Source organism: Micromonospora sp. NPDC023814 (assembly GCF_040639595.1).
Classification (GTDB): Bacteria; Actinomycetota; Actinomycetes; order Mycobacteriales; family Micromonosporaceae; genus Micromonospora.
Window position 1 is genome coordinate 121,873 of the sequence record NZ_JBFAAF010000007.1, and the last position, 25,951, is coordinate 147,823.

General features: G+C 73.5%; 23 protein-coding genes. 16 read left to right on the forward strand and 7 right to left on the reverse strand.

Annotation, left to right across the window (positions count from 1 at the left end):
* Positions 1-77 precede the first annotated feature (77 nt).
* On the forward strand, positions 78-1,889 hold the full coding sequence (locus AB0G14_RS05915) for a glycoside hydrolase family 13 protein (RefSeq protein WP_357694179.1): 1,812 nt from the start codon (positions 78-80) through the stop codon (positions 1,887-1,889).
* 79 nt (positions 1,890-1,968) lie between these two features.
* Here the strand turns inward: AB0G14_RS05915 and AB0G14_RS05920 are convergent, their stop codons facing one another.
* Positions 1,969-2,559, reverse strand: a complete 591-nt coding sequence (locus AB0G14_RS05920; protein ID WP_357694181.1) for a TetR/AcrR family transcriptional regulator — start codon at positions 2,557-2,559, stop codon at positions 1,969-1,971.
* A 99-nt stretch (positions 2,560-2,658) separates the two neighbouring features.
* Here AB0G14_RS05920 and AB0G14_RS05925 point away from each other — a divergent pair, with 99 nt between their 5' ends.
* The 9 genes from AB0G14_RS05925 to AB0G14_RS05965 all read left to right on the forward strand — a co-directional run bounded on the left by AB0G14_RS05925 (position 2,659) and on the right by AB0G14_RS05965 (position 12,710).
* A complete protein-coding gene (locus AB0G14_RS05925; protein WP_357694183.1) occupies positions 2,659-3,687 on the forward strand; it encodes a hypothetical protein in 1,029 nt (342 codons plus the stop codon).
* 46 nt (positions 3,688-3,733) lie between these two features.
* Positions 3,734-4,075 carry a hypothetical protein gene (locus AB0G14_RS05930; RefSeq protein WP_357694185.1) on the forward strand — a complete coding sequence of 114 codons (342 nt, stop codon included), beginning with the start codon at positions 3,734-3,736 and terminating at the stop codon, positions 4,073-4,075.
* 277 nt (positions 4,076-4,352) lie between these two features.
* The gene (locus tag AB0G14_RS05935) at positions 4,353-5,417 is read left to right on the forward strand and encodes a BMP family ABC transporter substrate-binding protein (protein ID WP_357694252.1); all 1,065 of its coding nucleotides are present in this window, start codon (positions 4,353-4,355) and stop codon (positions 5,415-5,417) included.
* Positions 5,418-5,682: 265 nt separating this feature from the next.
* The gene (locus AB0G14_RS05940) at positions 5,683-7,176 is read left to right on the forward strand and encodes an ABC transporter ATP-binding protein (RefSeq protein WP_357694254.1); all 1,494 of its coding nucleotides are present in this window, start codon (positions 5,683-5,685) and stop codon (positions 7,174-7,176) included.
* A complete protein-coding gene (locus AB0G14_RS05945) occupies positions 7,173-8,504 on the forward strand; it encodes an ABC transporter permease (RefSeq protein ID WP_357694187.1) in 1,332 nt (443 codons plus the stop codon). The genes AB0G14_RS05940 and AB0G14_RS05945 overlap by 4 nt, the downstream gene beginning before the upstream one ends.
* A 3-nt stretch (positions 8,505-8,507) precedes the next feature.
* Positions 8,508-9,788: an ABC transporter permease gene (locus AB0G14_RS05950; protein WP_357694189.1), complete on the forward strand. Its 1,281-nt coding sequence runs from the start codon at positions 8,508-8,510 to the stop codon at positions 9,786-9,788.
* Between the two features lie 14 nt (positions 9,789-9,802).
* Entirely contained in the window at positions 9,803-10,504 is a 702-nt protein-coding gene (locus tag AB0G14_RS05955) for a cytidine deaminase (protein ID WP_357694191.1), read from the forward strand.
* 136 nt (positions 10,505-10,640) lie between these two features.
* The gene (locus AB0G14_RS05960; RefSeq protein ID WP_357694193.1) at positions 10,641-11,921 is read left to right on the forward strand and encodes a thymidine phosphorylase; all 1,281 of its coding nucleotides are present in this window, start codon (positions 10,641-10,643) and stop codon (positions 11,919-11,921) included.
* A gap of 108 nt (positions 11,922-12,029) precedes the next feature.
* Positions 12,030-12,710 (forward strand): DUF4272 domain-containing protein, encoded by a 681-nt coding sequence (locus tag AB0G14_RS05965; RefSeq protein ID WP_357694195.1) that lies wholly within the window; start codon positions 12,030-12,032, stop codon positions 12,708-12,710.
* A 42-nt stretch (positions 12,711-12,752) separates the two neighbouring features.
* Here the strand turns inward: AB0G14_RS05965 and AB0G14_RS05970 are convergent, their stop codons facing one another.
* The 5 genes from AB0G14_RS05970 to AB0G14_RS05990 form a co-directional block, all read right to left on the reverse strand.
* The gene (locus tag AB0G14_RS05970) at positions 12,753-13,628 is read right to left on the reverse strand and encodes a putative RNA methyltransferase (protein WP_357694197.1); all 876 of its coding nucleotides are present in this window, start codon (positions 13,626-13,628) and stop codon (positions 12,753-12,755) included.
* A gap of 1 nt (position 13,629) precedes the next feature.
* Positions 13,630-14,274 (reverse strand): response regulator transcription factor, encoded by a 645-nt coding sequence (locus tag AB0G14_RS05975; RefSeq protein ID WP_357694199.1) that lies wholly within the window; start codon positions 14,272-14,274, stop codon positions 13,630-13,632.
* Positions 14,262-15,479, reverse strand: a complete 1,218-nt coding sequence (locus AB0G14_RS05980; protein ID WP_357694201.1) for a sensor domain-containing protein — start codon at positions 15,477-15,479, stop codon at positions 14,262-14,264. Before AB0G14_RS05980 ends, AB0G14_RS05975 begins: the two co-directional genes overlap by 13 nt.
* Entirely contained in the window at positions 15,476-17,659 is a 2,184-nt protein-coding gene (locus AB0G14_RS05985) for an MMPL family transporter (protein ID WP_357694203.1), read from the reverse strand. Before AB0G14_RS05985 ends, AB0G14_RS05980 begins: the two co-directional genes overlap by 4 nt.
* A 115-nt stretch (positions 17,660-17,774) precedes the next feature.
* The gene (locus AB0G14_RS05990) at positions 17,775-18,248 is read right to left on the reverse strand and encodes a MarR family transcriptional regulator (protein WP_357457330.1); all 474 of its coding nucleotides are present in this window, start codon (positions 18,246-18,248) and stop codon (positions 17,775-17,777) included.
* Between the two features lie 144 nt (positions 18,249-18,392).
* Here AB0G14_RS05990 and AB0G14_RS05995 point away from each other — a divergent pair, with 144 nt between their 5' ends.
* Together AB0G14_RS05995 and AB0G14_RS06000 are read left to right on the forward strand one after the other, a co-directional pair.
* On the forward strand, positions 18,393-18,806 hold the full coding sequence (locus AB0G14_RS05995; protein ID WP_357694205.1) for a PPOX class F420-dependent oxidoreductase: 414 nt from the start codon (positions 18,393-18,395) through the stop codon (positions 18,804-18,806).
* 115 nt (positions 18,807-18,921) lie between these two features.
* Positions 18,922-20,001, forward strand: a complete 1,080-nt coding sequence (locus tag AB0G14_RS06000; RefSeq protein WP_350685434.1) for an adenosine deaminase — start codon at positions 18,922-18,924, stop codon at positions 19,999-20,001.
* A 21-nt stretch (positions 20,002-20,022) separates the two neighbouring features.
* Here the strand turns inward: AB0G14_RS06000 and AB0G14_RS06005 are convergent, their stop codons facing one another.
* Positions 20,023-20,628: an ATP-binding protein gene (locus tag AB0G14_RS06005; protein WP_357694207.1), complete on the reverse strand. Its 606-nt coding sequence runs from the start codon at positions 20,626-20,628 to the stop codon at positions 20,023-20,025.
* Between the two features lie 193 nt (positions 20,629-20,821).
* Here AB0G14_RS06005 and AB0G14_RS06010 point away from each other — a divergent pair, with 193 nt between their 5' ends.
* From AB0G14_RS06010 to AB0G14_RS06025, 4 genes are all read left to right on the forward strand, one after another.
* The gene (locus AB0G14_RS06010) at positions 20,822-24,469 is read left to right on the forward strand and encodes a nitrate- and nitrite sensing domain-containing protein (RefSeq protein ID WP_357694209.1); all 3,648 of its coding nucleotides are present in this window, start codon (positions 20,822-20,824) and stop codon (positions 24,467-24,469) included.
* Positions 24,466-24,870, forward strand: coding sequence for a roadblock/LC7 domain-containing protein (locus AB0G14_RS06015; RefSeq protein ID WP_067370442.1), 405 nt, complete (start codon positions 24,466-24,468; stop codon positions 24,868-24,870). Before AB0G14_RS06010 ends, AB0G14_RS06015 begins: the two co-directional genes overlap by 4 nt.
* Before the next feature lie 93 nt (positions 24,871-24,963).
* On the forward strand, positions 24,964-25,341 hold the full coding sequence (locus tag AB0G14_RS06020) for a DUF742 domain-containing protein (protein WP_030329021.1): 378 nt from the start codon (positions 24,964-24,966) through the stop codon (positions 25,339-25,341).
* A gap of 1 nt (position 25,342) precedes the next feature.
* Positions 25,343-25,936, forward strand: a complete 594-nt coding sequence (locus AB0G14_RS06025) for an ATP/GTP-binding protein (protein ID WP_091260490.1) — start codon at positions 25,343-25,345, stop codon at positions 25,934-25,936.
* Positions 25,937-25,951 lie beyond the last annotated feature (15 nt).

Sequence of the window (25,951 nt, forward strand, 5' to 3'; positions counted from 1 at the left end):
GACCGCCGCGGTCGGGAAACCGGCCGCGGCGGGTGGCCCCTCTCTCTCCCCGTCCGTTCGACGCGAAAGGCACCGCCATGTCCCTGTTGCCGCACCACGACGGATCCGCCCTGTACGTCCCCGAGCAGGAGCCCTCGCTCGGCGACACCGTCGACGTCTTCGTCCGGGTGCCGGCCGGCGCCGACGTCCGCCAGGTGCACGTGCGCACCACCGGCGACGGTGAGCCGCGGTTCACCGAGGCGGTCGTCGACCGCACCGACGGCGACGACGTCTGGTGGCGGGTCCCGGTCGAGGCCCGCAACCCGGTCAGCAACTACCGGTTCATGCTCACCGGCCGCCGCGGCTACCGCTGGCTGAACGCCGCCGGCGTGGCGCACCACGACGTGCCGGACAACGGCGACTTCAAGCTGGTCACCCACGCCCCGCCGCCGGCCTGGGCCCGGGACGCGGTGATCTACCAGATCTTCCCGGACCGGTTCGCCCGCTCCGCCGCCGCCGACGGGCGCGACCTGCCGGACTGGGCGATCCCGTGCGACTGGGACACCCCGGTGATCGGGCGCGGCCCGGAGACCCCCTACCAGTTCTACGGCGGCGACCTGGACGGCGTCACCGAACGGCTGGACCACCTGGACCGGCTCGGCGTGAACACCGTCTACCTGACGCCGATCTTCCCGGCCCGCTCCAACCACCGCTACGACGCGTCCAGCTTCGACACCGTCGATCCGCTGCTCGGCGGGAACGCCGCGCTGGCCCGGCTCGCCGACGCCGTACGCGCCCGCGGCTGGCGGCTGCTCGGCGACATCACCAGCAACCACACCGGCGACGCGCACGAGTGGTTCACCCGGGCCGCCTCGGACGTGTCCGCGCCGGAGCGGGAGCTGTACTACTTCGACGAGGTGACCGGCTGCTACGAGTCCTGGAACGGGGTCACGTCGCTGCCGAAGCTGAACTGGGGCAGCGCCGAGCTGCGCCGGCGCTTCGCGACCGCCGAGGACTCGCTGCTGCGCCGCTGGCTGCGCCCGCCGTACGGGCTGGACGGCTGGCGGGTGGACGTGGCGAACATGACCGGGCGGCGGGGCGCCGACGCGTACACCCACGAGGTGGCGGCGCTGCTGCGCCGGGTGGTCGCCGAGACCCGCGCCGACGGCCTGCTGCTGGCCGAGCACGGCCACGACCACACCGGCGACCTGGACCGCGACGGCTGGCACGGGACGATGAACTACGTCGGCTTCACCGACCCCGTCTGGTCCTGGCTGCGGCACGGCGACGACCCGCTGCCGAACTTCCTCGGCACCCCGGGCGGGGTGCAGCGGCGGGACGCCGACGCCGTGCTGGCCACCATGAACGCCTACCGGTCGCTGGTCTCGTGGCGGTCGTACACGCACTCGTGGCAGCTGCTCGGCTCGCACGACTCGGCCCGGATCCGCACCGTGGTCGGCGACGCCGCGCGGCAGGAGGTCGCCGCCGGTCTGCTCGCCACCATGCCGGGCACCCCGGTGATCTTCGCCGGCGACGAGCTGGGCCTGACCGGCACCAACGGGGAGGGCTCCCGGACCCCGATGCCGTGGCACCGGCCCGAGACCTGGGACGAGTCGACGTTCGCCGGCTACCGGGCGCTGGTCGCGCTGCGCCGTGCCGAGCCCGCGCTGCGCCACGGCGGCCTGCGCTGGCTGCACCACGACGCGGACACCCTGGTCTTCCTGCGGGAGGCGGCGACCGGCACCGTGCTGGTGCTGGCCCGCCGGGCCGCCGGCGTTCCGGTCCGCCTGGCCGGGCTGCGGGCGGCGGAGAACGTCTACGGCGGCGCCCCCGCCCTCCGCCCCGACCCGGACGGCACGGTCACCCTGCCCGCCGACGGCCCCACCTTCCAGGCCTGGCGCCTTCCCTGACCCGGGGCCGCCCGCGCCCCGCCCTGCCCTGCGTGCCGCCGCGCCGGGGTGGGGCGGGGCCGGGTGGGGTAGGGGTCGGTCAGGAGGCGAGGAGGGCGCGGACGCCGGCGAGGTAGGTGGCGCGGTCCGGGCGGCCGGTGAGGAGCCGCTGGAGGAACCAGCCGGGAACCAGGCCGAACAGGGCCGCGGCGACGGCCTCCGGGTCGGCGTCGGCGGCCACCTCGCCGGTGCGCTGGGCGCGCCGGACGAGCGCCTCGAAGTGGCGGCGGATTTCGTCGTACTTGCCGGCGACGAACTCGGCCAGCACCGGGTCCCGCTGCGCCTCGCCCCAGACCTGGATCGCGATCCGCAGCACGCCGTCGTCGCCGAGCTGGGTCTCCACGTACGCCAGCGCGCGGTCGAGCGCCTCGACCAGGGGGAGCGGTGGCTCCTGCCGGAGCACCTCGTCGAGTACGACCTCGGCTCCGCCGACCGCGTCCTCGGCGATCGCGTTGATCAGGTCCGCCTTGCTCGGGAAGTAGCGGTAGACGGCGCCGACGGAGAGACCGGCCTCGGCGATCACGTCCTGCATCGTCGTGCGGTGGAAGCCTTCCCGCAGGAAGCACCGGCGGGCCGCGTCGACGATCTGGCGGCGGCGGGCGGCGAGGTGTTCCGGGGAGACGCGTGGCACGGGATACATCGTAAAGCGAACGTTCGTACTTGACAGTCGGCCAGGGAGGGGAGGAGCCTGAATCCATAAGAGAATGAGCGTTCGTTTTAGGAGCTCACCATGTCGACCCGTACCCGCCCGCCCCTCTCGGTCGCCCTCGGCGTCGCCGTCCTGGCGGCCGTCCTGCTGGCGCTGCTCGTGCCCCTCTTCTCCGCTCCGGTGGTCAACTTGGCACCACGCGACCTGCCCGTCGCCGTCGCCGGCCCGGCGCCCGCCGCCGACGGCCTCGCCGCCCGGCTCGCCGCCGCCCGGCCCGGAGCCTTCGACGTGACGGCCCTGCCGGACGCCGCGGCCGCCGACTGGGCGCTGCGCGACCGGCAGGTGTACGCGGCCTTCGTCGCCGGCCCCGAGGGCGTCTCCCTGCACACCGCGCCGGCCGCCAGTCCGACGGTCGCGGCGCTGCTCACCGAGGCGGCGGCCCAGCTCTCCGCCGGCCGTCCGGTGCCGGTGGTCGAGGTGGTGCCCGCCGATCCGGACGATCCGCGGGGCGCCGGATTCGCGGCCGGCTTCCTGCCGTTCGCGATGGCGAGCGTGCTGGCCGGCGCGCTGCTGACCCTCGCCGTCGCCAACCGGGTCGCCCGGCTGCTCGGCCTGGTGGTCTTCGCCGTCCTCGCCGGAGGTGTCGGCGCGGCCGTGCTGCACGGCTGGCTCGGCGTGCTCGGCGGCGACCCGCTCGCCGAGGCGGCGGCGGTCGGGCTCTTCGCGTTGGCCGGCGCGGCCACGGTGGCGGGGCTCGGGGCGCTGCTCGGCCGGCCGGGCCTCGGCCTGGGCGCACTGCTGGTCTTCCTGGTCGGCAACCCGCTCTCGGCGGTCGGCGCGGCCCCCGAGCTGCTGCCGCAGCCGTGGGGCGCGGTCGGCCAGTTCCTGCCGGTGGGTGCCGGCGGCACCCTGCTCCGCTCGGTGGCATTCTTCGACGGCGCCGGGTCCGCCCGGTCGCTCGCCGTCCTGGCCGGGTACGCGCTGGTCGGGCTGGTGCTGGTCCTGGTGGGACGCCGGCCCTCCGGCGCCACCGCGGCCGGGTCGCCGCGCCCGGCCGCCGCCGGGTCGCCGCGCCCGGTCGGCCCCCGGGCGGTGGCTGACACGCCCTGAACCGCCCCGCTACTACGATCCGTCGTTGGTGGGGGAGGATGTGCGCGTGGAAGCTCTCAGACTGATACTGCGCTACGTCCATCTGATCGGTTTCGCCCTGCTGCTCGGCGGCGCGATCGTCCAGTACATCAGCGGAAAGCTGCGGATCAACCCGGCCATGCTCTGGGGGTCCGTGATCATGCTGCTGACCGGAATCGGCCTCTCCGCGCCGCTGCGCGAGGGCAACGAGCCGGACCCGGCCAAACTTGTTACCAAGTTGGTGCTCGCCCTACTGATCTTCGTCATGGTCTTCTTTTCCCGAAAGCGCGACGTGGTCAACCGCGGCCACTTCCTTGCGATCGTCGGGTTGACCCTGGTCAACGCGGCGGTGGCGGTTTTCTGGCGGTAACGTTTCCGCCAGGGGCCGACCAGGAAAACCGGGCGTTTCCGCGACGTCCCGGCGCCCACCTACCAGCACTCGGAGTGATCTGCCCCACCTAAGGGTTACGTAGGGGTAACAAGCGCTCAACGTTCGTGCACGATTGTCGGCCGGTGGGTGGGCGCGGGCGTACGCTCCCGTCCGTAACGTGGGACGCCGGCGGCGCAGCGCAGCCGGCTCATAGGGCTGCCACCGTGCAGGACGCGGTGTGCAATGGGAAGGAGACGTCTTGCGCTCGGTGCGTGGGATGCGGATTGCCTCGGTCTTCGCGGTGGGTGGGCTCGTGCTGAGCGCCGCCGCGTGCGGTGAGGCTCCCGACGACAGCAACAACGCCGGCAGCGGCGACAAGAAGTACAGCGCCTGCATGGTGACCGACGTCGGCGGCATCGACGACAAGTCGTTCAACACCTCGGCGTGGCAGGGCCTCGAGGCGGCCAAGAAGGCCAACGACAACATCGACATCAAGTACGTCGCGTCGAAGGCCGAGGCCGACTACGAGGTCAACCTCACCCAGTACGTCAACCAGAAGTGCGACTTCATCCTGGCCGTCGGCGGCCTGATGGGTGACGCCACCTCCAAGATCGCCAAGGCGAACCCGAACCAGCAGTTCGGCATCGTCGACGCGAAGCTGCCGGAGAGCAACGTCTACCCGATGCAGTTCGACACCGCGCAGGCCGGCTTCCTCGCCGGTTACCTGGCCGCCGGCATGACCAAGAGCGGCACGGTGGGCACCTACGGCGGCCTGCCGATCCCGCCGGTCACCATCTTCATGGACGGCTACGTCGACGGCGTCGCCCACTACAACAAGACGAAGAGCAAGACCGTCAAGGTCGTCGGCTGGGACAAGGCCGCCCAGAAGGGCTCCTTCACCAACGACTTCGTCAAGCAGGACGAGGGCAAGAAGGTCAGCGACGCGCTGTTCGCCCAGGGCGCCGACATCATCATGCCGGTCGCCGGCGGCTCGGGCCTCGGCACCACCGGCGCGGCCAAGGCGTCGGGCGGCAAGTACAACACCATCTGGGTGGACGTCGACGGCTGCGAGAGCACCCCGGACTGCTCGGCCATCATCACCACGGTCGAGAAGAACATCCCGGAGGCCGTCAAGGAGGCCGTCGTCAAGGCCGCCAACGGCGAGAAGCTCTCGCACGACCCGGGCTACCTGGGCAACCTCGCCAACAACGGCGTCGGGCTCGCCCCGTACCACGAGTTCGACAGCAAGGTCCCGGCCGAGCTGAAGGCGGAGATCGACAAGCTGAAGGCGGACATCGCCGCCGGCACCGTCACCGTCACCTCCGCAGCCCAGCCGAAGTGAAGCACCGCCGGCCCACCCCGGTGAGACGATCACCGGGGTAGGGCCGGCGAGCGGTACAGCACGACGTTCCGGCCGTCCCGGCGTCGCGGGGAACCCCCACGGCGCCGGGGCGGCCGATCCGCTCCACCCCCGACGACGGCCCTGCGCCGCGAGCGGTCCCCCGGCAGCTACGCTGCACCATCGCTTCGCACTCCAGGAGGTTGCGCTGAGACTCGAACTGCGCGGCATCACCAAGCGGTTCGGTGATCTGGTCGCCAACGACCACATCGACCTGACGGTGGAGCCTGGAGAGATCCACGCCCTGCTCGGCGAGAACGGCGCGGGCAAGTCGACCCTGATGAACGTGCTCTACGGGCTCTACCAGCCCGACGAGGGCGAGATCCTGGTCGACGGCGAGCCGTTGAAGCTGCGGGGGCCGTCCGACGCGATCGCGGCCGGGATCGGCATGGTGCACCAGCACTTCATGCTGGTGCCGGTCTTCACCGTCGCCGAGAACATCATGCTCGGCGCCGAGCAGGTCAGGGGCGGCATCGCCGGCTTCCTGGACCGGCGGCGGGCCCGGCGCGAGGTCGCCGAGGTCTCGGAGCGCTACAACCTGCGGGTCGACCCGGACGCGGTGATCGAGGACCTGCCGGTCGGCATCCAGCAGCGGGTGGAGATCGTCAAGGCGCTCACCCGCGACGTCGACCTGCTCATCCTCGACGAGCCGACGGCGGTGCTCACCCCGCAGGAGACCGAGGAACTGCTCACCGTCATGCGGTCGCTCAAGGCCGCCGGCAAGTCGATCGTCTTCATCACGCACAAGCTGGGCGAGGTCAAGGCGATCGCCGACCGGATCACCGTCATCCGGCGCGGGAAGACCGTCGGCACCGCCTCGCCCGAGGCCAGCCGGGACGAACTGGCCGCGCTCATGGTCGGCCGCAGCGTCCGGCTCACCGTGGAAAAGGAGCCGGCCACCCCCGGCAAGCCGATCCTGGAGGTCGCCGGCCTGGTCGTCGACGACGACCGACAGATCCGGGCGGTCGACGGGATCGACCTGACCGTACGCGCGGGCGAGGTGCTCGGCGTGGCGGGCGTGCAGGGCAACGGCCAGACCGAGCTGATCGAGGCGATCATGGGGCTGCGCCCGACGCTCGCCGGCACGATCACGCTCGACGGGCAGCAGGTCAACGGCTGGTCGACCAAGAAGGTGCTCCGCGCCGGCGTCGGCTACGTGCCGGAGGACCGCAGCGTCGACGGCGTGGTCAAGGAGTTCTCCGTCGCGGAGAACCTGGTGCTCGACATCTACGACCGGCCGCCCTTCGGGAAGGGCCTGGCGCTCAAGCCGGACGCCATCGCGAAGTCGGCGAAGGAGCGGATCGCGCAGTTCGACGTCCGCACCTCCTCGGCCGACGCGCCGGTCGGCACCCTCTCCGGCGGCAACCAGCAGAAGGTGATCGTGGCCCGGGAGCTGTCCCGGCCGCTGAAGCTCTTCATCGCCGCCCAGCCGACCCGGGGCGTCGACGTCGGGTCCATCGAGTTCATCCACAGCCGGGTCATCCGCGAGCGGGACGTCGGCACCGCCGTCATGGTGGTCTCCAGCGAACTCGACGAGGTGATCGGCCTGGCCGACCGGATCGCCGTGATGTACCGCGGCCGGATCATCGGCATCGTCGGCCCGGACACCCCGCGTGAGGAGATCGGCCTGCTGATGGCCGGCATCACCCCCGACGCGGCGCTCCCCACTGCTGAGGGCCCTGGTAGCGAGGACGAGGCATGACGAACCCGAACCCCCCGTCGGGCTCCCCGGACAAGGAGCCGGCGACCGAGGCGCAGGCCGCGCAGACCGCGCTGGGCAACACCGAGCGCGCCGAAACGGCCACCTCCCCGAAGCAGCCGGCCCCGGAGGCGAAGCCCTCGCTGGGGCGGCTGTTCCTGGACAACCTGTGGGCCGCCAACACCTTCACGGTGACCCTGCTGTCGCTGGTCCTGGCGATGCTCGTCGGCGCCGTGCTGATGATCGTCTCCGACCCCGAGGTGCTGGCCACCTACAGCTACATCACCGCCCGGCCGTCCGACGCGCTCAACGCGAGCTGGACGCTGGTCAGCGAGGCGTACGGCAACCTGTTCAAGGGCGCCGTCTTCGACCCCGAGGCGGTCGGCTTCCAGGCCGTGATGAGCCCGATCTCCGAGACGCTCACCTACACCGCGCCGCTGGTCTTCACCGGCCTGTCGGTGGCGTTGGCGTTCCGGGGCGGCCTGTTCAACATCGGCGCCCAGGGCCAGGCCACGATGGGCGTGATCCTGGCCGCGCTGGCCGGCTTCCTGCTGCCGCTGCCGCCCGGGCTGCACCTGCTCGTCGCGGTGCTCGCCGGCGCGCTCGGCGGGGCGATCTGGGGCTTCATCCCGGGCATCCTCAAGGCGCGCGCCGGCGCCCACGAGGTGATCAACACGATCATGCTCAACTACATCGCCACGTACTTCCTGACCTGGATCATCGTGCAGAACGGCATCCAGGACCCGAACCGTACGGACGCGATCAGCCGGCCGGTCGACCCGTCGGCCCAACTGCCCCGGCTGCTCGGCGACGGGCTGCGGGTGCACGCCGGCATCATCCTGGCGGTGCTGGCCACCTGGGCCGTCTGGTGGCTGCTGAACCGCTCCACGCTCGGCTTCGAGCTGCGCGCGGTGGGCGCCAACCCGGACGCCGCGCGGACCGCCGGCATCAGCGTCACCCGGACGTACGTCCTGATCATGGTCTTCGCCGGGATCCTGGCCGGCCTCGGCGGCTCGAACATGGTGCTCGGCACCACCGCCAGCGCGCTGACCCCGCTGGTGGTCGCGCAGATCGGCTTCGACGGCATCCTGGTGGCGCTGCTCGGCCGGGTGAAGCCGTGGGGCGTGGCGCTGGCCGCGCTGCTCTTCGGCGCCCTCCAGGCTGGCGGCAACCGGATGCAGTCGTACTCGGGGATCTCGCTGGAGCTGGTCACCGTGCTCCAGGCGCTGATCGTCATCTTCATCGCCGCGCCGGCCCTGGTGAAGGCGATCTTCCAGCTCCGGGCCGCCCGCGCCGCCCGGTTGCAGACGAGCCTGGCGAAGGGCTGGTAACTCATGTCCACCATGGCTGTCGAAGACGTCGCCGTCGCCCCCGTCGACCTGGGATTCTGGACCCGCACCCGCAAGGTCGGCGCCGTGCTGCTCGGGCTCGGCCTGCTGGCGACGGTGCTGTTCGGGGCGCTCGCCACCGGCGAGCAGGCCCGCTTCACCCTCAGCGAGGACGCCGCCGGCGCCGCGCTGAAGATCGACGGCACGTTCGGCGCGATTCTCTTCGGAGTCGTCGCGGTGGCCGCCGGCGTCGCGATGCTCGCCGGGCTGCCGAAGCGCTGGTTCACCCTCGTGCTCGGCGTCGGCCTGGTCGGCTTCGTGCTGTCGTTCCTCTGCTGGCAGGTCTCGGCCGCGCCGAACGGGCAGAACTTCATGCCGCTGGTCAACATCGTCCGGGGCACGTTCTTCCTGGCCCTGCCGCTGATCTTCGGCGCGCTGGCCGGCGTGCTCTGCGAGCGCTCCGGCGTGGTAAACGTGGCCATCGAGGGGCAGTTGCTGATGGGCGCCTTCAGCGGCGCGCTCTTCGGCAGCCTCTCCGGCAACGTCTGGGTGGGCCTGGTCGCGGCGGCGCTCGGCGGCGCGTTCATCTCGCTGCTGCTGGCCGTCTTCTCGATCCGCTACCTGGTCGACCAGGTGGTCATGGGCATCGTGCTCAACCTGCTGGCGGTCGGCGTCACCGGCTTCCTCTACGAGCGGCTGATGCAGACCAACGCGCAGAAGTACAACAGCGCGCCCCGGTTCAGCAACTGGGAGATCCCGCTGTTGTCGGACATCCCGCTGATCGGGCCGGCGCTGTTCCGGGGCAACATCTTCCTCTACCTCGGCCTGCTGCTGGTGCTGGTCATCCACATCGCACTGTTCCGCACCCGGTGGGGCCTGCGGACCCGCTCGGTCGGCGAGCACCCGACCGCCGCCGACACGCTGGGCGTCCGGGTGCTCGGGCTGCGCTACCGCAACGTGCTCCTCGCCGGGGTGGTCGCCGGCATCGGCGGCGCCTCGTACACGCTGGCGCTCTACTCGTTCACCAAGAACATGATCGGCGGCAAGGGCTTCATCGCCCTGGCCGCGCTGATCTTCGGCCGGTGGAGCCCGACGGGGGCGCTGCTCGCGGCGCTCTTCTTCGGCTTCGCCGACCAGCTCGCCACCTACCTGGGCGCGATCAACAGCGCCATCCCGAGCCAGTTCCTGGCCATGCTGCCCTACCTGGCGACGATCCTGGCGGTGGCCGGTCTGGTCGGTCGGGTCCGGGCGCCGGCCGCCGACGGCAAGCCGTACATCAAGGGCTGACGGGGGAACACGACATGGAGATCGACTGGGAGCGGCTGCGGGCCGCCGCCACGGACGTGATGCGGCACGCGTACGTGCCGTACTCGAAGTTCCCCGTCGGGGCGGCCGCCCTGGTCGACGACGGCCGCGTGGTGGTCGGCTGCAACGTGGAGAACGCCGCGTACGGCGTGGTGCTCTGCGCCGAGTGCGGCGTGGTCTCCTCGCTGCACGCCACCGGCGGCGGCCGGATCGTTGCCCTGTCCTGCGTCGACGCCACCGGCGAGCCGCTGATGCCGTGCGGCCGGTGCCGCCAGTTGCTGTGGGAGCAGGGCGGCCCGGAGTGCCTGATCGAGGCCAAGGGCGGCCCGCTGCGGATGGCCGAGCTGCTGCCGCACGCCTTCGACGTGGCCGACCTCGAGGCGGTTACCGGGGAGGCGCCGGTGCCGGTGGTGCCGGAGCGACTGGCGGCCTGGCGCGGCCGGGGCACGGTCTTCGTGCACCCCGACCTGTCCGCCGGCCAGCAGGTCTGGACGGCCTACTGGGAGCGGTCCGCGGGGGACAGCGAGGGCGCCGAGACCGGCGTGCTGGAGGAGGGCCCGAGCTGGGACGACCCGGCGGAGGCGATCGCCTGGGGGCACGCCCGCACGCCCCGGGTCGTGGTCGTGGACGCCTCGGGCACGATCTTCTGGGCCGGCGAGGGTGAGCCGCCGATGGAGATCCCGGTTCGTTGGGGTTGAGCTTTGGGGATCGGGCCGACCGTGCCCGGCTCCGGGCGGTCAGGCTTGATCCCTCCGCCGGGCACGGTCGGCCCGATCCCTCGGTGGTCGCGGTCCGCGTGCCGGTATCTGCATACGACTAGGAAGATCTTCTGTGATGAGTGGGTTTGCGGCGGTTGACGTCATCCGGGTCAAGCGGGACGGGGGTGTGCTCTCCGACGCGCAGATCGACTGGGTGGTGGATGCGTACACCCGGGGGCTGGTCGCCGACGAGCAGATGTCGGCGTTGGCCATGGCGATCCTGCTGCGCGGCATGAGCGCGCCGGAGATCGCCCGGTGGACCGCCGCGATGATCGCCAGCGGGGAGCGGCTCGACCTCTCCGCCGTCGACCGGCCGACCGTCGACAAGCACTCCACCGGCGGCGTCGGTGACAAGATCACCCTCCCGCTGACCCCGTTGGTGGCGGCGTGCGGCGCGGCCGTGCCGCAGCTCAGCGGCCGTGGCCTCGGCCACACCGGCGGCACGCTCGACAAGCTGGAGTCCATCCCCGGCTGGCGGGCGGCGCTGCGCAACGACGAGTTCATCGCCCAGCTTCGGGACGTGGGCGCGGTGATCTGCGCGGCCGGCGCGGGGCTCGCCCCGGCCGACCGCAAGCTGTACGCGCTGCGCGACGTGACCGGCACCGTCGAGGCCATCCCGCTGATCGCCAGCTCCATCATGAGCAAGAAGATCGCCGAGGGCACCGGCGCGCTGGTGCTCGACGTGAAGGTCGGCTCCGGCGCGTTCATGAAGTCCGTGGAGCACGCCCGCGAGCTGGCCCGGACGATGGTCGAGCTGGGTGGCGCGCACGGCGTGCGCACCGTCGCCCTGCTCACCGACATGTCCACCCCGCTCGGCCTGGCCATCGGCAACGCCGTCGAGGTGACCGAGTCGGTCGAGGTGCTGGCCGGGGGCGGCCCCGCCGACGTGGTCGAGCTGACCCTGGCGCTGGCCCGCGAGATGCTCGACGCGGCCGGGCTGCCGGACGCCGACCCGGAGGCCGCGCTGCGCGACGGCCGGGCGATGGACTCCTGGCGCGCGATGATCCGCGCCCAGGGCGGTGACCCGGACGCCCCGATGCCGACCGCGAACGAGGTCGAGGTGGTCCGCGCGGACGCGGACGGCTTTGTCGCCTCGGTCGACGCGTACGCCATGGGGGTGGCCGCCTGGCGGCTCGGCGCCGGACGGGCGCGCAAGGAGGACCCGGTCAGCGTGCCGGCGGGGGTGGTGCTGCACAAGCGGCCCGGCGACCCGGTGCGGGCCGGCGACCCCCTCTACGAGCTGCGCGCGGAGCACGCCGCCCGGATCCCCGCCGCGCGGGACGACGCCGCGCGCGCGGTGCGGATCTCGCCGGCGGCGCCCGCCGCGACGCCGTTGGTCATCGAGCGGATCGGCTGAGCCCGGCGGTCGGGGCGGCGTGGTGCCGCCCGGCTCGGACCGCTATCCTCCCTGGCCAGGGGGGACAACCGGCGCCGAGTCGTCGCGAGCAGACAGGACATTTCCGCCGTGACCGTACCTGCCCCCGATCCACGGGAGGTGCGTGAGGCGAGCCTGGACGAGTTGTCCCGGCTGCGTCTCCCGCTGCCGCCACCCCAGTTCCCGCTCGTGTGGGAGCCCGGCGACCAGATCGAACTGCGACCCACCGCGGAGATCGAGGCCCGGATCGCCGTGCTGCACCTGATCCTCGCGCGCTGCTTCGGGATGCCGCCGCAGGCGGCGATGAGCTGGCTGCTCGCCTCGCACCTCGTCGACATGGTCACGCCGCCGGAGTTCCAGTTCGTGACCGGCGGCAAGGGCGACCACCGGTCGTTCGTGCTGCACCACGACGCGCTCTTCGCGCTGGCCTGGGTGCTCGGCCTGACCAAGCAGCTCGACCCGACCCTGCCCGTGGACGAGCGGCTGGTGGAGCGGATGCCGCACATCCCCGGCGGGGAGACCTTCGGCCAGTGGCGTGCCCGGATCCTCGCGGCCCCGCAGCACCCCGCCGACGCGGCCGCGCTGCTCGACCTGCACTACTGCCTCGACTGGGCGTACCTGGAGACGGAGCGGGCCGGCCGCACGCCGCCCGGCCTGGTCGACGCCAACGCCATCGGCCAGCGCCGGTGGGCGTTGGAGTGGGCGGTGATCCTTCGGGGGCCCTACCACGACGAGCCCCCGGGCTGGGAAGAGGTCGACCTCTCCACCTGACCCGCCGCGTCGGCCGGGGCCTCGCCACCCCGACCCGCCGGGTCAGCGCAGGGCCGGCCGCCAGACGGTGAGGTCCACCGCGACGGTCACCCGGACCGGCTCGGGCAGCGCGGCGACCCGGGCGGCGAGCCCGGCCGGGTCGGTGTGCCACGCGCTCGGGCCCATCCCGACCAGCGTCGCGACCTCCGGCCCGGTCAGCGCCAGCTCCCGCCGGTGCCCGGTCGACGCCACCTGCGCGAAGCGCCCGCCCAGGCTCTCGGCGACCCGGTCCGCCTTGGCCGGGTCCACCCGGAGCAGGCCGAGCGCGCTGACCAGCTCGGCGAGGTGGTCCTCGGCCGGCGTCACCACCAGCAGGGACCCGGCCGGGTCGAGGACCCGGTGGAACTCCGCGCCGTTGCGCGGGGCGAAGACGTTCAGCAGCACGGCGGTGCCGGCGTCGGCCAGCGGCAGCCGCTGCCAGGTGTCGGCCAGCGCCGCCGCCGCGCGGGGATGCGCCCGCGCCGCCCGGCGCAGCGCCGGCTTCGACACGTCCAGGGCCAGGCCCACCGCGTCCGGCAGCGCCGCCAGCACCGCCGCGAGGTGCCGGCCGGTCCCCGCCCCGGCGTCCACCACCAGGGGGTACGCCTCGGGCCGCGCCGCGCGGACCCGGTCCGCGGCCTCCGTCGCGGCGGTGGCGAGCACGGTCGAGATCAGGTCGTAGTGGCCGGCGGCCAGGAAGTCGGCGCGGGCGGCCACCATCTCGGCGGTGTCCCCGGTGTGCGGGGCGCGGCCGGCGAGCAGGTTGACGTAGCCCTGCCGGGCGACGTCGAAGCTGTGCCGGCGCGGGCAGCGCAGCGCGGTGGCGGTGCCGGCGGCGGCCTCCGCCAGCGGCTCGGCGCAGACCGGGCAGCGGAGCCGGTCGACGATGCGGGGGTCCACGTCAGGCGTCCAGGTAGGTCAGCACCGCGCGTACCCGCCGGTGGTTGTCGTCGCAGTCGCGCAGGTCGAGCTTCGTGAAGATGGAGTTGATGTGTTTGCTGACCGCCTTCTCGGTGACCACCAGGCGCTGCGCGATCGCGCCGTTGGAGCGTCCCTCGGCCATCAGCGCCAGCACCTCGTGCTCGCGCGGGGTGAGCCGGCCCAGCGGCGCGGCGTGGGCCGGCCGGGCGAGCAGCTGCGAGACCACCTCGGGGTCCATCGCCATGCCGCCCCCGGCCACCCGGTGCACCGCGGCGACGAACTGCGCCACGTCGGCCACCCGGTCCTTGAGCAGGTAGCCCACCGCGCCCGCGCCGTCGGAGAGCAGCTCCCGGGCGTAGAGCTGCTCGACGTACTGGGAGAGGACCAGCACCGGCAGGCCGGGCACCCGGGCGCGGGCGGCCAGCGCCGCCCGCAGCCCCTCGTCGGTGTGCCCGGGCGGCAGCCGGACGTCCACCACGGCTACGTCGGGGCGGTGCTCCAGCAGGGCGGCGAGCAGGTCGTCGCCGGTCTCCACGGCGGCCACCACCTCGTCGCCGTACGCGGTGAAGAGCCGGATCAGCCCGTCGCGCAGCAGCACCAGGTCCTCGGCGATCACGATGCGCACGGCAGCTCCACGTCGACCACGGTAGGCCCACCGTCCGGCGAGCTGATCCGCACCCGTCCGTCGAAGACCGCGAGCCGCCGCCGGATGCCGGCCAGACCCGTGCCCCGCGCCGGGTCGGCGCCACCCCGACCGTCGTCGGAGACGGTCAGCCGGACCGTGCCGTCGACCCGGTGCAGCCGCACCGCCACCCGGGCCGCGCCGCTGTGCCGGGCGGCGTTGGTGATCAGCTCGGCGACGGTGAAGTAGAGCGCCGACTCCAGCGGGGGCGCCAGCCGCTCGGGCAGGTCGACGTCCAGGTCGACGGGGAGGGCCGCGCCGAGGGCGAGGGCGGCGACGCCCCCGGCGAGCCCCCGGTCCGCCAGCACCGGTGGGTGGATGCCGCGTACGACGTCGCGCAGCTCGGACAGGGCGGTGCCGGCGGCGGAGCGGGCCTCGGTGACCAGCCCACGGGCCGCCTCCGGGTCCCGGGTCAGCAGTTCCTCGGCGAGGCCGAGGTTCATCGCCATCGCGACCAGCCGCGCCTGTGCGCCGTCGTGCAGGTCGCGCTCGATTCGGCGCAGCTCGGCCGCCTGGGCGTCGACGGTCTGGGCGCGGGTGTCGGCCAGCTCCTCCACCCGCTCGGCGAGGGCCGCCCGGGCGGTCGGCGCGAGCAGTGCCCGGGTCAGCCGGTGCTCCAGGTGGAGCAGCCCCCGGGGCAGCCAGTACGCCCCGACCCCCACCAGCAGCCCGGCCACGACGGCCAGCCCGGCGTTGCGGGAAGAGTCGACCGGGATGCCGAGGTAGTTGTCGACGGCGCCCGGCCACACCGCGTGGATCAGCGGCATGACCAGGCCCTGCGCGGCGCCGAGCCAGAGCCCCGCGGCGAGGCACGCGGCCGCCGGGGCGTACGCGAAGTGGGCGAACAGGAACGCCAGGTCCCGATAGGTGGCCGGATCCCCGGCCGCCGTCCGCAACCGGGTCGCCAGCCCGCCGGTCACCGGCCGGTACGGGGACCGGACCGGTGGGCCCGGCACCCGGCGGCGCTGCCGGTCCAGCAGCGTCCGGGTGCCGGCGAGGGTGCGGTCGAGCAGGGGCAGGCCGACGCCGAGCAGGCTGAGCCCGGCGGTGAGGAGCGTGGCCAGCGCGAACCCGATGCCCGCCCCGGCCAGCCCCGCCGCGACGGCCAACTGGTGCAGCTCCCGCCATGCCCGCCGCACCCTGCTCATCGGGCCATTGTCCCAGCTGGCACGGCGTCCCCCGCCGGCGCGGGGACCGGCCCGGCCGCCGGCGCGAGGCCCGGCAGGGGAGCGGGGTCGGGCCCGGGGCGGGTACGGGCCGGCCAGAAGGCGGCCCGGCCGGTGAGCGCGGCCAGCGCCGGCACCAGGAGCCAGGAGAGCCCGAACGTCGTGATCAGCACGCCGACCGCGACGGCGAGCCCGATCTGGGCCAGCATCGGCGACGCCACGAGCACCCCGAAGCTGCCGGCCAGGATGACCCCGGCGGCGGCGACCGCCGGGCCGGCCCGGCGTACCGCCTCCGCTGCGGCCTGACGGGGCGGCCGTCCCGCACGCAGTTCCTCCCGGAACCGGGCGATCATCAGGATGTTGTAGTCGGTCCCGATCGCGGTGACGAAGAGGAACACGACCAGCGGCAGTTGGAAGTTGAGCCCCGGCTGGCCGCCGAGGACCTGGAACACCAGCACGCTGGTGCCGAGGGTGGCGGCGAACCCGAGCGCGACCGCCGCGAGCAGGCCCAGCGAGGCGAGCAGGCCGCGCAGCATCAGCAGCAGGAGCAGCCCGATCAGCCCGGCGGCCACCGGGAAGATCAGCCGGAGGTCCTTGTCGAGCACGGTCCGGATGTCGGCGAAGGTGGCGGTCTCCCCACCGACGTACGCCCGGGTGCCGGCCGGTGCGGCGGCGTGCGCGGCCGGGCGTAGTTGGTCCTCCACCGCGTCCATCGCCCGCTGCGAGTACGGCGGCTCGGTGAGCAGCAGCCGCACCCGGGCCACGCCCTCCTCGATCTCGACCCCGCCGGGGGCCGCCACGATCGGCACCTCGGCGAGCCGTGCGGCGAACCGTTCGGCGGTGGCCGCGTCCACCCCGGCGCCGGTGAGGTACACGACCGTCGGGGAGAGCGTCCCGGCGGGCAGGCCCGAGTGGAGCCACTCCAGGGCCCGGGCCGACTCGGAGCCGGGCGGCAGCGTGTCGAGTTCGTAGCTGGGCCGGTGTTGCAGCGCGCCGAGACCGAGCAGCAGGAGGGCGGCGACCGTGGCCAGCGCGACCCGGGCCGGCCGGCGGGCGACTAGGCGGGCGGTCCGGGCCGATCGCCCGGTCGCCTCGTCGCCGCCGCGGCCGGGCGTCGACCCGCCACCCGGCGCGACCAGTTTCGCCGGCCACCAGGCCCGGCGGCCGAGCAGGGAGTAGACCGCGGGGAACAGGGTCAGCGCGGCGGCCACCATGAGCAGGACGGCGACGGCCAGCGCCGGGCCGAGCACCTGGAAGGAGGCGAGCTGGGAGAGCACCAGCGCGCCGAACGCCACCGCCACGACCAGCGCGGACACGGTGACCACCCCGCCGATCCGGCTGGCCGCGTGGACCATCGCGGTCCGGCGGTCGTCGCCGGCCCGGAGACGTTCCCGGTAGCGGAAGAGCAGGAAGACGGCGTAGTCGGTGCCGATGCCGAGCAGCACGACCGGAAGCAGGCCCGTGGTGGAGGCGTCCAGGGCGTATCCGAAGACCTTCCCGCCCAGGGCGAGCAGGCCGGCGGCGGCCTGCGCGACCAGCAGCACGAGGAACAGGTTGAGCAGCGCGATCGCCGGGCTGCGGAAGACGACCAGCAGCAGGACCAGGATCACCAGCATCATGGCGCCGTGGACGACCAGGTCGAGCAGGAAGCTGTCGGCCGCGCCGGCGGCCTCCCCGGTCCAGCCGCCGACCAGGCCGGTTCCCGCCAGCGCGTCGTCGGTGGCCGCCCGCAGCCGCTTGACCGTCTGGACGGTCGTCTCCGCGTGCGCGGCGTCGGGCAGGCGCGCCTCGGCCAGGCGTAGCCGCCCGTCCGGGGCGGTCGCGCCGGCGGTCACCCCGGTGACGCCGACGACCCGCAGTTGCCGCGGCAGCCGGTCGATCCGGGCGCTGTCGTCGGCGGTCAGCGCCGCCCCGTCGGCCCGTCGGACGACCAGCACGGCGCTGCTGCCCGGTGGTTCGGGGAAGATCCGGGATCCGATCCCGGCGGCCCGCGCGGACTCGTACCGGTCGGGCAGGAACTCGGCCTGGCTGTCGGCGGGCCGAGGTCCCTCCGGCCCGTAGACGGCGAAGGTGGCGGCGGTCAGCGCGGCGATGGCGAGCAGCCAGCCGGCGATCACCCGCCCCGGACGCCGGACCACCGCCGTGGCCAATGTCGTGAACACGTGCAACTCTCCCCGCGTCGGCTTCTGGTGATGCCAGTGACGCTAGGCAGCCGGACGGGTCACTTCGATGGTGCGCGCACGCCGGTCGGATGGTGGTGCCTGCACCACCATCGGTTCACCGTCGGGCCCGGTCCATCCCGGTCAGGTGGTCGACCACGCGGTGGGTCAGCGCGTCCAGCGCGGCGACCTCGTCGGGGGTCAGCAGGTCGATGAGGTGCCGGCGGACGGCCGCCACGTGGCCCGGGGCGGCGGCCTCGATCGCGCGCCGGCCTTCGGGGGTGAGCGCGACGACTGCGCCCCGGCCGTCCGTCGCGCACTCCTCGCGGGTGACCAGGCCGCGCTGCTGCATCCGGGTGAGGTGGTGGGAGAGCCGGCTGCGGGACCAGAGCATCCGGTCGGCCAGCTCGCTGAGGCGCAGCCGCTGGTCGGGAGTCTCCGAGAGGTCGGACAGGACGTCGTAGTCCGGCTCGGACAGGCCCGCGTCCCGCGCGAGCTCGCGGGCCAGCTCCAGGTCGAGCAGGCGGCGCATCCGCCGGTAGCCCCGCCAGGCGCGCTGCTCCCGGTCGTCGAGCCAGCGTGGTTGCTCCATGCCCGTCATCGTAGCCATCTGGTTGACATGTCATCAACCCGCTCCTAGAGTGCGTGACATGTCAACCAGATTGCCCGGCCGGCTGGTCCGGCCGCTGACCGGCCTCGTGCTGACAGCCGCCCTCGCCCCGCTGGGGGTGTCGGCGTGACCGCCAGGCTGTGGGAGCTGTTCGGCGAACGCGGCCGGGGCGTGCTGGTCACCCTGCGCCGGGACGGCCGACCGCAGCTCTCCAACGTCGACTACCTGGCCGAGCCCGGCCTGATCCGGTGCTCCACCACCGCCGGCCGGGCCAAGGTGCGCAACCTGCGCCGCGACCCCCGGGTCAGCCTCCACGTCACCACGGCCGACGGCGGGGCGTACGCCGTGGCGGAGGGAACGGCCGCGCTCACCCCGCTGGCGGCGGCGCCCGACGACGCCACCGTCGAGGAGTTGGTCGAGGTCTACCGGCGGATCCGCGGCGAGCACCCCGACTGGGCCGACTACCGGGCGGCGATGGTCGCCGACGGTCGGCTGGTGCTCCGGCTCACCGTCGACCGGCTCTACGGCTGGCGCCCCTGACCGACGCGGCGTCGCCCGGCCGGGCCGGCGTGGCATGGGCGGCCTCCCGGGGTGCTTGACCCCGGCCCCCGCCGGCCGCGTGGGCCGGGAGGGCGGGGCCGACTAGGGTCTGGGCATGGTCGCGACAATCCGTTACGAGGACATCGTCAAGGTCCCGAAGGCGCTGCTGCACGATCACCTCGACGGCGGCCTGCGGCCGGCGACAATCGTCGAGCTGGCCGCCGAGGCGGGCCACGAGCTGCCCACCACCGACCCCGAGGCGCTCGGCCGGTGGTTCGTCGAGGCGGCCAACTCCGGCTCCCTGGAGCGCTATCTGGAGACGTTCGCACACACCGTCGCCGTCATGCAGACCGCGCCGGCGCTGCGCCGGGTGGCGCGGGAGTGCGCGCAGGACCTGGCCGCCGACGGGGTGGTCTACGCCGAGGTGCGGTTCGCCCCCGAGCAGCACCTGGAACGGGACCTGACCCTGGACGAGGTGGTGGAGGCGGTGCTGGCCGGCTTCGTCGAGGGCAGTGCGCTGGCCGCCGAGGCGGGCACCCCCATCCGGGTCGGCACCCTGCTCACCGCCATGCGGCACGCCGCCCGGTCGCAGGAGATCGCCGAGTTGGCCGTCCGGCACCGGGACGCCGGGGTGGTCGGCTTCGACATCGCCGGCGCCGAGGCCGGCTTCCCGCCCACCCGGCACCTGGACGCCTTCGAGTACCTCCAGCGGGAGAACTTCCACTTCACCATCCACGCCGGTGAGGCGTTCGGCCTGCCGTCGATCTGGCAGGCGATCCAGTGGTGCGGGGCGGACCGGCTCGGCCACGGGGTGCGGATCGTGGACGACATCACACCCGGCCCGGAGCCGGTGCTCGGCCGGCTGGCCGCGTACGTGCGGGACAAGCGCATCCCGCTGGAGCTGTGCCCGTCGTCGAACGTGCAGACCGGCGCCGCCGCCTCGATCGCCGACCACCCGATCGGGCTGCTGCGGGACCTGCGCTTCCGGGTGACGGTGAACACCGACAACCGGCTGATGAGCGGCACCTCGATGTCGCGGGAGATGGCCCTGCTGGCGGACGCCTTCGGCTACGGCTGGAAGGAATTCCAGTGGTTCACCATCAACGCGATGAAGAGCGCCTTCATCCCGTTCGACGAGCGGCTGAAGATCATCGACGAGGTGATCAAGCCGGCGTACGCCAAGCTGCTGGGCTGAGCGCGGGCCGCGCGGCCGGCGTCAGGGGCGGTGCGGGTGGCCGGCGAGCAGGCCGGCCACCCGGCGCAACACCTCGCCCGCCCGGGCGGCCTCCGCGCCGAGGCCGGTCTGCCGGCGCAGCACGGCCGGCTCACTGCGCAGCAGCGTCAGCCCCCGGCGCACCAGCACCCGGGGCGCCTTGCGCTGCTCGGCGAGGTCGCGGGCCAGCCGGCGGACGAAGGTCGCGCCGCGCGGCCGGCGCAGGGCGTACGCCCCGGCGAGCAGCCCCTGCCGGCGGCACTCCTCGACGATCTCGGCAGCGAAGATCCCTTCGGCAACGAAAAGTGGCGAACCAGCTATGTCGAATGGCCGGGTGGACACGCGGCGGTCCTCACCGATCGCATAGACCGGCACATCGGCCTTGCCCTCCCTGGCCAGTCGGGCAATCGTTTCCACGGCCGCTTCGGCGTCCCAGGACCGGGGTGACTCCCAGTCGACCAGGCCGTCGCGTCGCGGCAACGTAGGGTCGTCGCCGTCCTTGTAGAAGTCGTCCAGGCATAGCACCGGGAGGCCGGTTCGCTGCGCTATGTACGACTTTCCCGAACCGGAGGGGCCGGCGAGCAGGACAACGCGGTGGGGGTGATCCATTACCTTCAGTGACTCCGGCCAGACGGACTGCGATCAAATTGCATCAACATCTCATCACACCTCGAGTGACGGCCAACCTGGGCTTTCTCTTTCAGGGGTAGCGTGATGGAATCTCGGATGGTCCGACCCGCCGGGTCGGCCGCTGGGCGTTGCCCGAGGGCGACGCCCAACGCTTGATCGCGAGGGCGGTGACGTGAGCAAACGGCCAAAGGCGGCGGGCTCCTTCCTGTCGCGGCTGCGCCGGCCGGCCGGCCGGCTCCGTGACATGCCGATCTGGTCCAAGCTCGGTCTCATCATGATCGTGCCGACCATCGCCACGGTCGTCGTGGGCACCAGCGGTCTGGTGGACCACCTGGAGACCCTCAACAATGCCAACCGAGCCGGTGACCTGGCCAATCTCGTCGGCTACTCGGGTGACCTGGTCGACACGCTCCAGGACGAGCGGACCAACGCGCTGCGCCTGCTGGGCGTGCCGAAGGGCCAGGACGCGGCCCGCTTCAAGCAGGCGTACGAGGAGGCCAACCGCGGGGTCGACAAGGCCAAGGGGCCGTACTCCCAGCAGCGGGGCAAGGTCGAGGACCTCCCGGCCAACCTCGAGACCCTGCTGGGCGAGATCGACCAGACCCTGACCGACCTTCCCGGCACCCGCAGCCAGGTCTTCAACGGCAAGCTCGGGCTCGTCCCGGCGATGCAGGCGTACGACGGCCTGATCGACAACCTGCTGAGCGTCCGCGACTCGGCCACCCAGCTCGCCGGCGACAACGAGCTGAGCGACCAGATGCGCGCCGCGACCGCCACCGCCCGGAACAAGGAGTTCCTGTCCCGCCGCCGGGACGTGGTGCACCGCGCGTTCATCCAGCAGCGGCTCACGCCGAACCTGCGCAACGAGTACATCGCCGCCAGCACCGGCTCCAGCCAGTGGCTGCAGAGCTTCCGGGTGGTGGCCTCCCAGTCCGAGCAGGAGTACTACGCGCAGGTGGTCGCCGGCCCCGACCTGCGCGAGGCGAACACCTACAACAGCTGGCTCAACGGCATCACCACCGCCGACACCCTGACCGGCGCGCCGTTCGACGCGGACGAGTGGGACGCGGCCATGGTGGCCAACGCCAAGCTCATCCGCACGGTCGAGTCGAAGATCGACGGCGACGTCGTCGCGGTCGCCGACGACCTACGCTCGGACGTGCAGCGCCAGGTGTTCCTGGAGACCGGCCTGCTGCTCAGCATGCTGCTGCTGGCCATCCTCTTCGCCTACCTGGTCGCCCGCTCGATGGCCCGCTCGCTGCGCGACCTGCGGCAGGGCGCCCTCTCGATCGCCCAGTACGGCCTGCCCCAGGCGGTGGCCCGGCTGCGTGACCCCCAGGTCACCGGCCAGCTCTCCCCGGTGCAGCTCGCCAACCAGATCGCCGAGCCGCTGCCGGTGCGCAGCAAGGACGAGTTCGGCCAGGTGACGGAGGCGTTCAACGCGGTGCACCTGGAGGCGGTCCGCACCGCCGCCGAGCAGGCCGCGCTGCGCGCGTCCGTCGCCACGATGTTCGTCAACCTGGCCCGCCGGTCGCAGATCCTGGTCGACCGCCTGATCGGTCACCTGGACCGGCTGGAGCGCGGCGAGGAGGACCCGGACCGGCTGGCCGAGCTGTTCCAGCTCGACCACCTGGCCACCCGGATGCGCCGCAACGACGAGAACCTGCTGGTGCTCGCCGGCGCCGACTCCACCCGCGTGCAGCGCGAGCCGGCCGCGCTGATCGACGTGCTCCGGGCCGCCCAGTCCGAGGTCGAGCACTACACCCGGATCGAGTTCGGGGTGATCGACCGGGACATCGAGGTCGCCGCGCACGCCGTCAACGACCTGGTGCACCTGGTCGCCGAGCTGTTCGACAACGCCACCGCGTTCTCGCCGCCGGACTCGCACGTCATGGTCGAGGCCCGCCGGGTCGGCGACCGCGCGTCGCTCTACGTCGAGGACCGGGGCATCGGCATCAGCTCCGAGCAGCTCAACGAGCTCAACGATCGTCTCGCCACGCCGCCGCAGGTGGACGTGGCGGTCTCGCGGATGATGGGACTGGTCGTGGTCGCCCGGCTGGCGTCCCGCCACGGCGTCAAGGTCGAGCTGCGTCCCGGCACCGACCGGGGCACCGTCGCCGAGGTGGTCATGCCCACGTCGGTGCTCGTGCCCCGGGCCCTCTCCGGCCGCGTGCAGTCGTCGCCCGCCCTGCCCGTCTCCGGCGCCCCGTCGTCGGCGTTCGGAGGGCCGTCCTCCGGCCCCGCCCCGGCGTTCGGCGGGCCGTCCTCCGGCCCCGCGTCGGCGTTCGGCGGGCCGTCGTCCGGCCCCGCCCCGGCCTTCGGCGCGCTGCCGGCGCTCGGCAGCCGCCCGGCCAACCCGACGCCGACCCAGCGCCCCGGCGAGTCCGGCAACCAGGTCACCCTGGGCGGTCGGCCGTTCGACCCGGCGCCGCGCAACGGGGCCGGCACGTCGGCCTCGACGGGTGGGACGCGGTCCATGCCGGCCTGGTCCGACCTGACCGGCGCCAGCGGCACCACCAACGGCGAGGCATTCCGGCCGCGCACCTCCAACGGCCAGCCGATCGATCCGCTGCCGCAGCGGCGGTCCAGCGACGACCCGGACGCGACCGGCCAGCAGTCCGCCGTCCCGCGGCAACTGCCCAGCAGCCCCGAGGCCCGGCCTTACTCGGCCCCGCCGACCTCCGCGCCGCCGGTGCCCTACGCGGGGCCGCCGACCTCCGCGCCGCCGGTGCCCTACGCGGGGCCGCCGGTGTCGACCCCGCCGATTCCCTACTCCGCGCCCCCGGTGTCGAGCCCGCCGGTCTCCGGCATGCCGGTCTCGGCGTCGCCGGTCTCCGGCCACCCGGTCTCGGCCGCGCCGTTCTCCGGCCCGCCGGTCTCGGCGCCGCCGAGCGGCCCGCTGCCGCAGCGCCCGGTCCCCGGCGCGCAGGGCCCGGCCACGCCGGCGCCGCCGGCCTGGCCGCCGGTCGCCGGGGCGGAGCGTGACGCCGTGACCCCGCCGGTGCCCGAGCGCCTCGCCGCCGCGCTGGACATGACCACCGAGCTGCCGCGGGTGCCTCGCCCCGGCACGGAGCACCCGGCCGCCCAGGCCCCGGCGCCGGAGCCGGCCGCCGCACCGTCCCGGCCGACCGCCCCGCAGCAGGCCCAGAACCGGCAGCGGTACGCGGACGAGACGATGGAGCTGCCGATCTTCCGGGAGCTCGAGTCGGCCTGGTTCCGGACCCGCCGGCCGGGCCCGGAGGAGGCGGCAGCGCCCGCCGCGAAGACGGCGGCCAACGGCGCCGCGACCCAGCAGTTCGCCCGGGTCGACGCCGGCGGTCGGGGCCCGCAGCAGACACCACCCGGGACAGGTAACGCACCGATGGCAGAGAAGCCGACGGCCGGAGGAGCGCCGAGCGAGAACGGATCGACGGTCAACGGGGCTGCCCGCCCCGGTGTCGCCGACAGCTTCGGTCATCGCCGGCCCTCCCAGCAGCAGGGCAGCGGCTGGCAGACCGCCGCCGACGACGGGTGGCGCGCGGCCTCGGCGGCGACCGAGGTGCCGGTGGCGGCGACCACCTCGACGGGGCTGCCCAAGCGCACCCCCATGGCACAGTTGGTGCCGGGCGCGGTGGAGAAGCCCACCACCTCCGTGCAGCGGCGCACGCCGGAGGGTGTCCGTGGCCTGCTCTCGGCATACCACCGGGGCGTGCAGCGGGGGCGTACGCACCCGTCGGACAGCAACCCGACCAACCCGGAGGCGACTCCGGGAGGGCAGCAATCCTCGCAGTCTGGCTCAGGCCCGGTGGCCGGGAGCAGGCAGAAGGAGCAAGAAGGATGACAACTACGCAGGATCTCGGTTGGCTGCTGGCCAACTTCGCGGACCGGGTGCCCGGTGTCGCGCACGCGGTCGCCGTCTCCGCGGACGGCCTGCTCCTCGCGTCGTCTCGGGACCTCCCGCGTGACCGGGCCGACCAGTTGGCCGCGATCGCGTCCGGCCTGGTCAGCCTCACCCAGGGCGCGGCCCGCTGCTTCGAGGGAGGCGCGGTGCTGCAGACGGTGGTCGAGATGGACAACGGCTTCCTGTTCCTGATGTCCATCTCGGACGGCTCGTCGTTCGCGGTGCTCGCCGCCCGCAGCTGCGACGTCGGGCAGGTCGGCTACGAGATGGCCCTGCTGGTCGACCGGGTGGGCGACGCGTTGACCCCGCAGCCGCGTGCGGCCGCGGGAATGCTGGGCTGACGACCTGCTGACCGGTGAGGTCGGCGGGGCGACAACGACAACGACGGGCTCCATCCGGAGCCGGTGCCGGGTACGAAGGAGGTGAGCGGCGACATGGCCGATCGTGACGAACCGACCGGAGCGTTGGTCCGTCCATACGCCGTGACCCGCGGTCGTACCCGCCCCCGTCTCGACATCGCGCTGGAGGCGCTCGTCGAGACGACGGTGCGCGGCCGGGCCGCTGCCAATGGCAACGGCGGCCAGGGCCGCGAGCACCAGTACATCGCCGCGCTTTGTGACGGACGTGTGCAGTCGCTCGCCGAGATCGCGGCGCGGATGCAGCTTCCGCTCGGTGTGGCCCGGGTGCTCATCGCCGACATGGCGACGGACGGCCTGGTCGCGGTCCACGAGCCGACCATTCTGGACGACTCGGACGACGCGGTGGGCACTGAACTGCTGGAGAGGGTGCTGAGTGGACTTCGCAGGCTCTGACATGTCGCACCGGCCGCCGGCCCCGAGCGGGCGCGTGACGTCGGCGAAGATCGTTATCGCCGGTGGATTCGGCGTCGGCAAGACGACGCTGGTCGGCTCGGTCTCGGAGATCACGCCGCTGACGACCGAGGCGATCATGACCTCCGCCGGCGTGGGCGTCGACGACACCCGGCAGGTGCCGGGCAAGACGACGACCACGGTGGCGATGGACTTCGGTCGTATCTCGATCGACCGCGATCTGATCCTGTACCTGTTCGGTACGCCGGGTCAGACCCGGTTCTGGTTCATGTGGGACGAGCTGGTGCGCGGCGCGATCGGCGCGGTCGTGCTGGTGGACACCCGCCGACTGGCCGACTGCTTCGCGGCGATCGACTTCTTCGAGCACCGGCGGCTGCCGTACCTGGTGGCCATCAACTGCTTCGACGGGATGCAGTACCACGACCCGCAGGACGTCCGGGACGCGCTCGCGATCTCGAGCGACGTGCCGGTGGTGGCCTGTGACGCCCGGAACCGGGAGTCGACGAAGCACGTGCTGATCTCGCTGGTCGAGTACGTGCTCACCATGCGGCGCTCGCGCGCCGTCGCCCCGGCCTGATCGCTTCGACGAGCG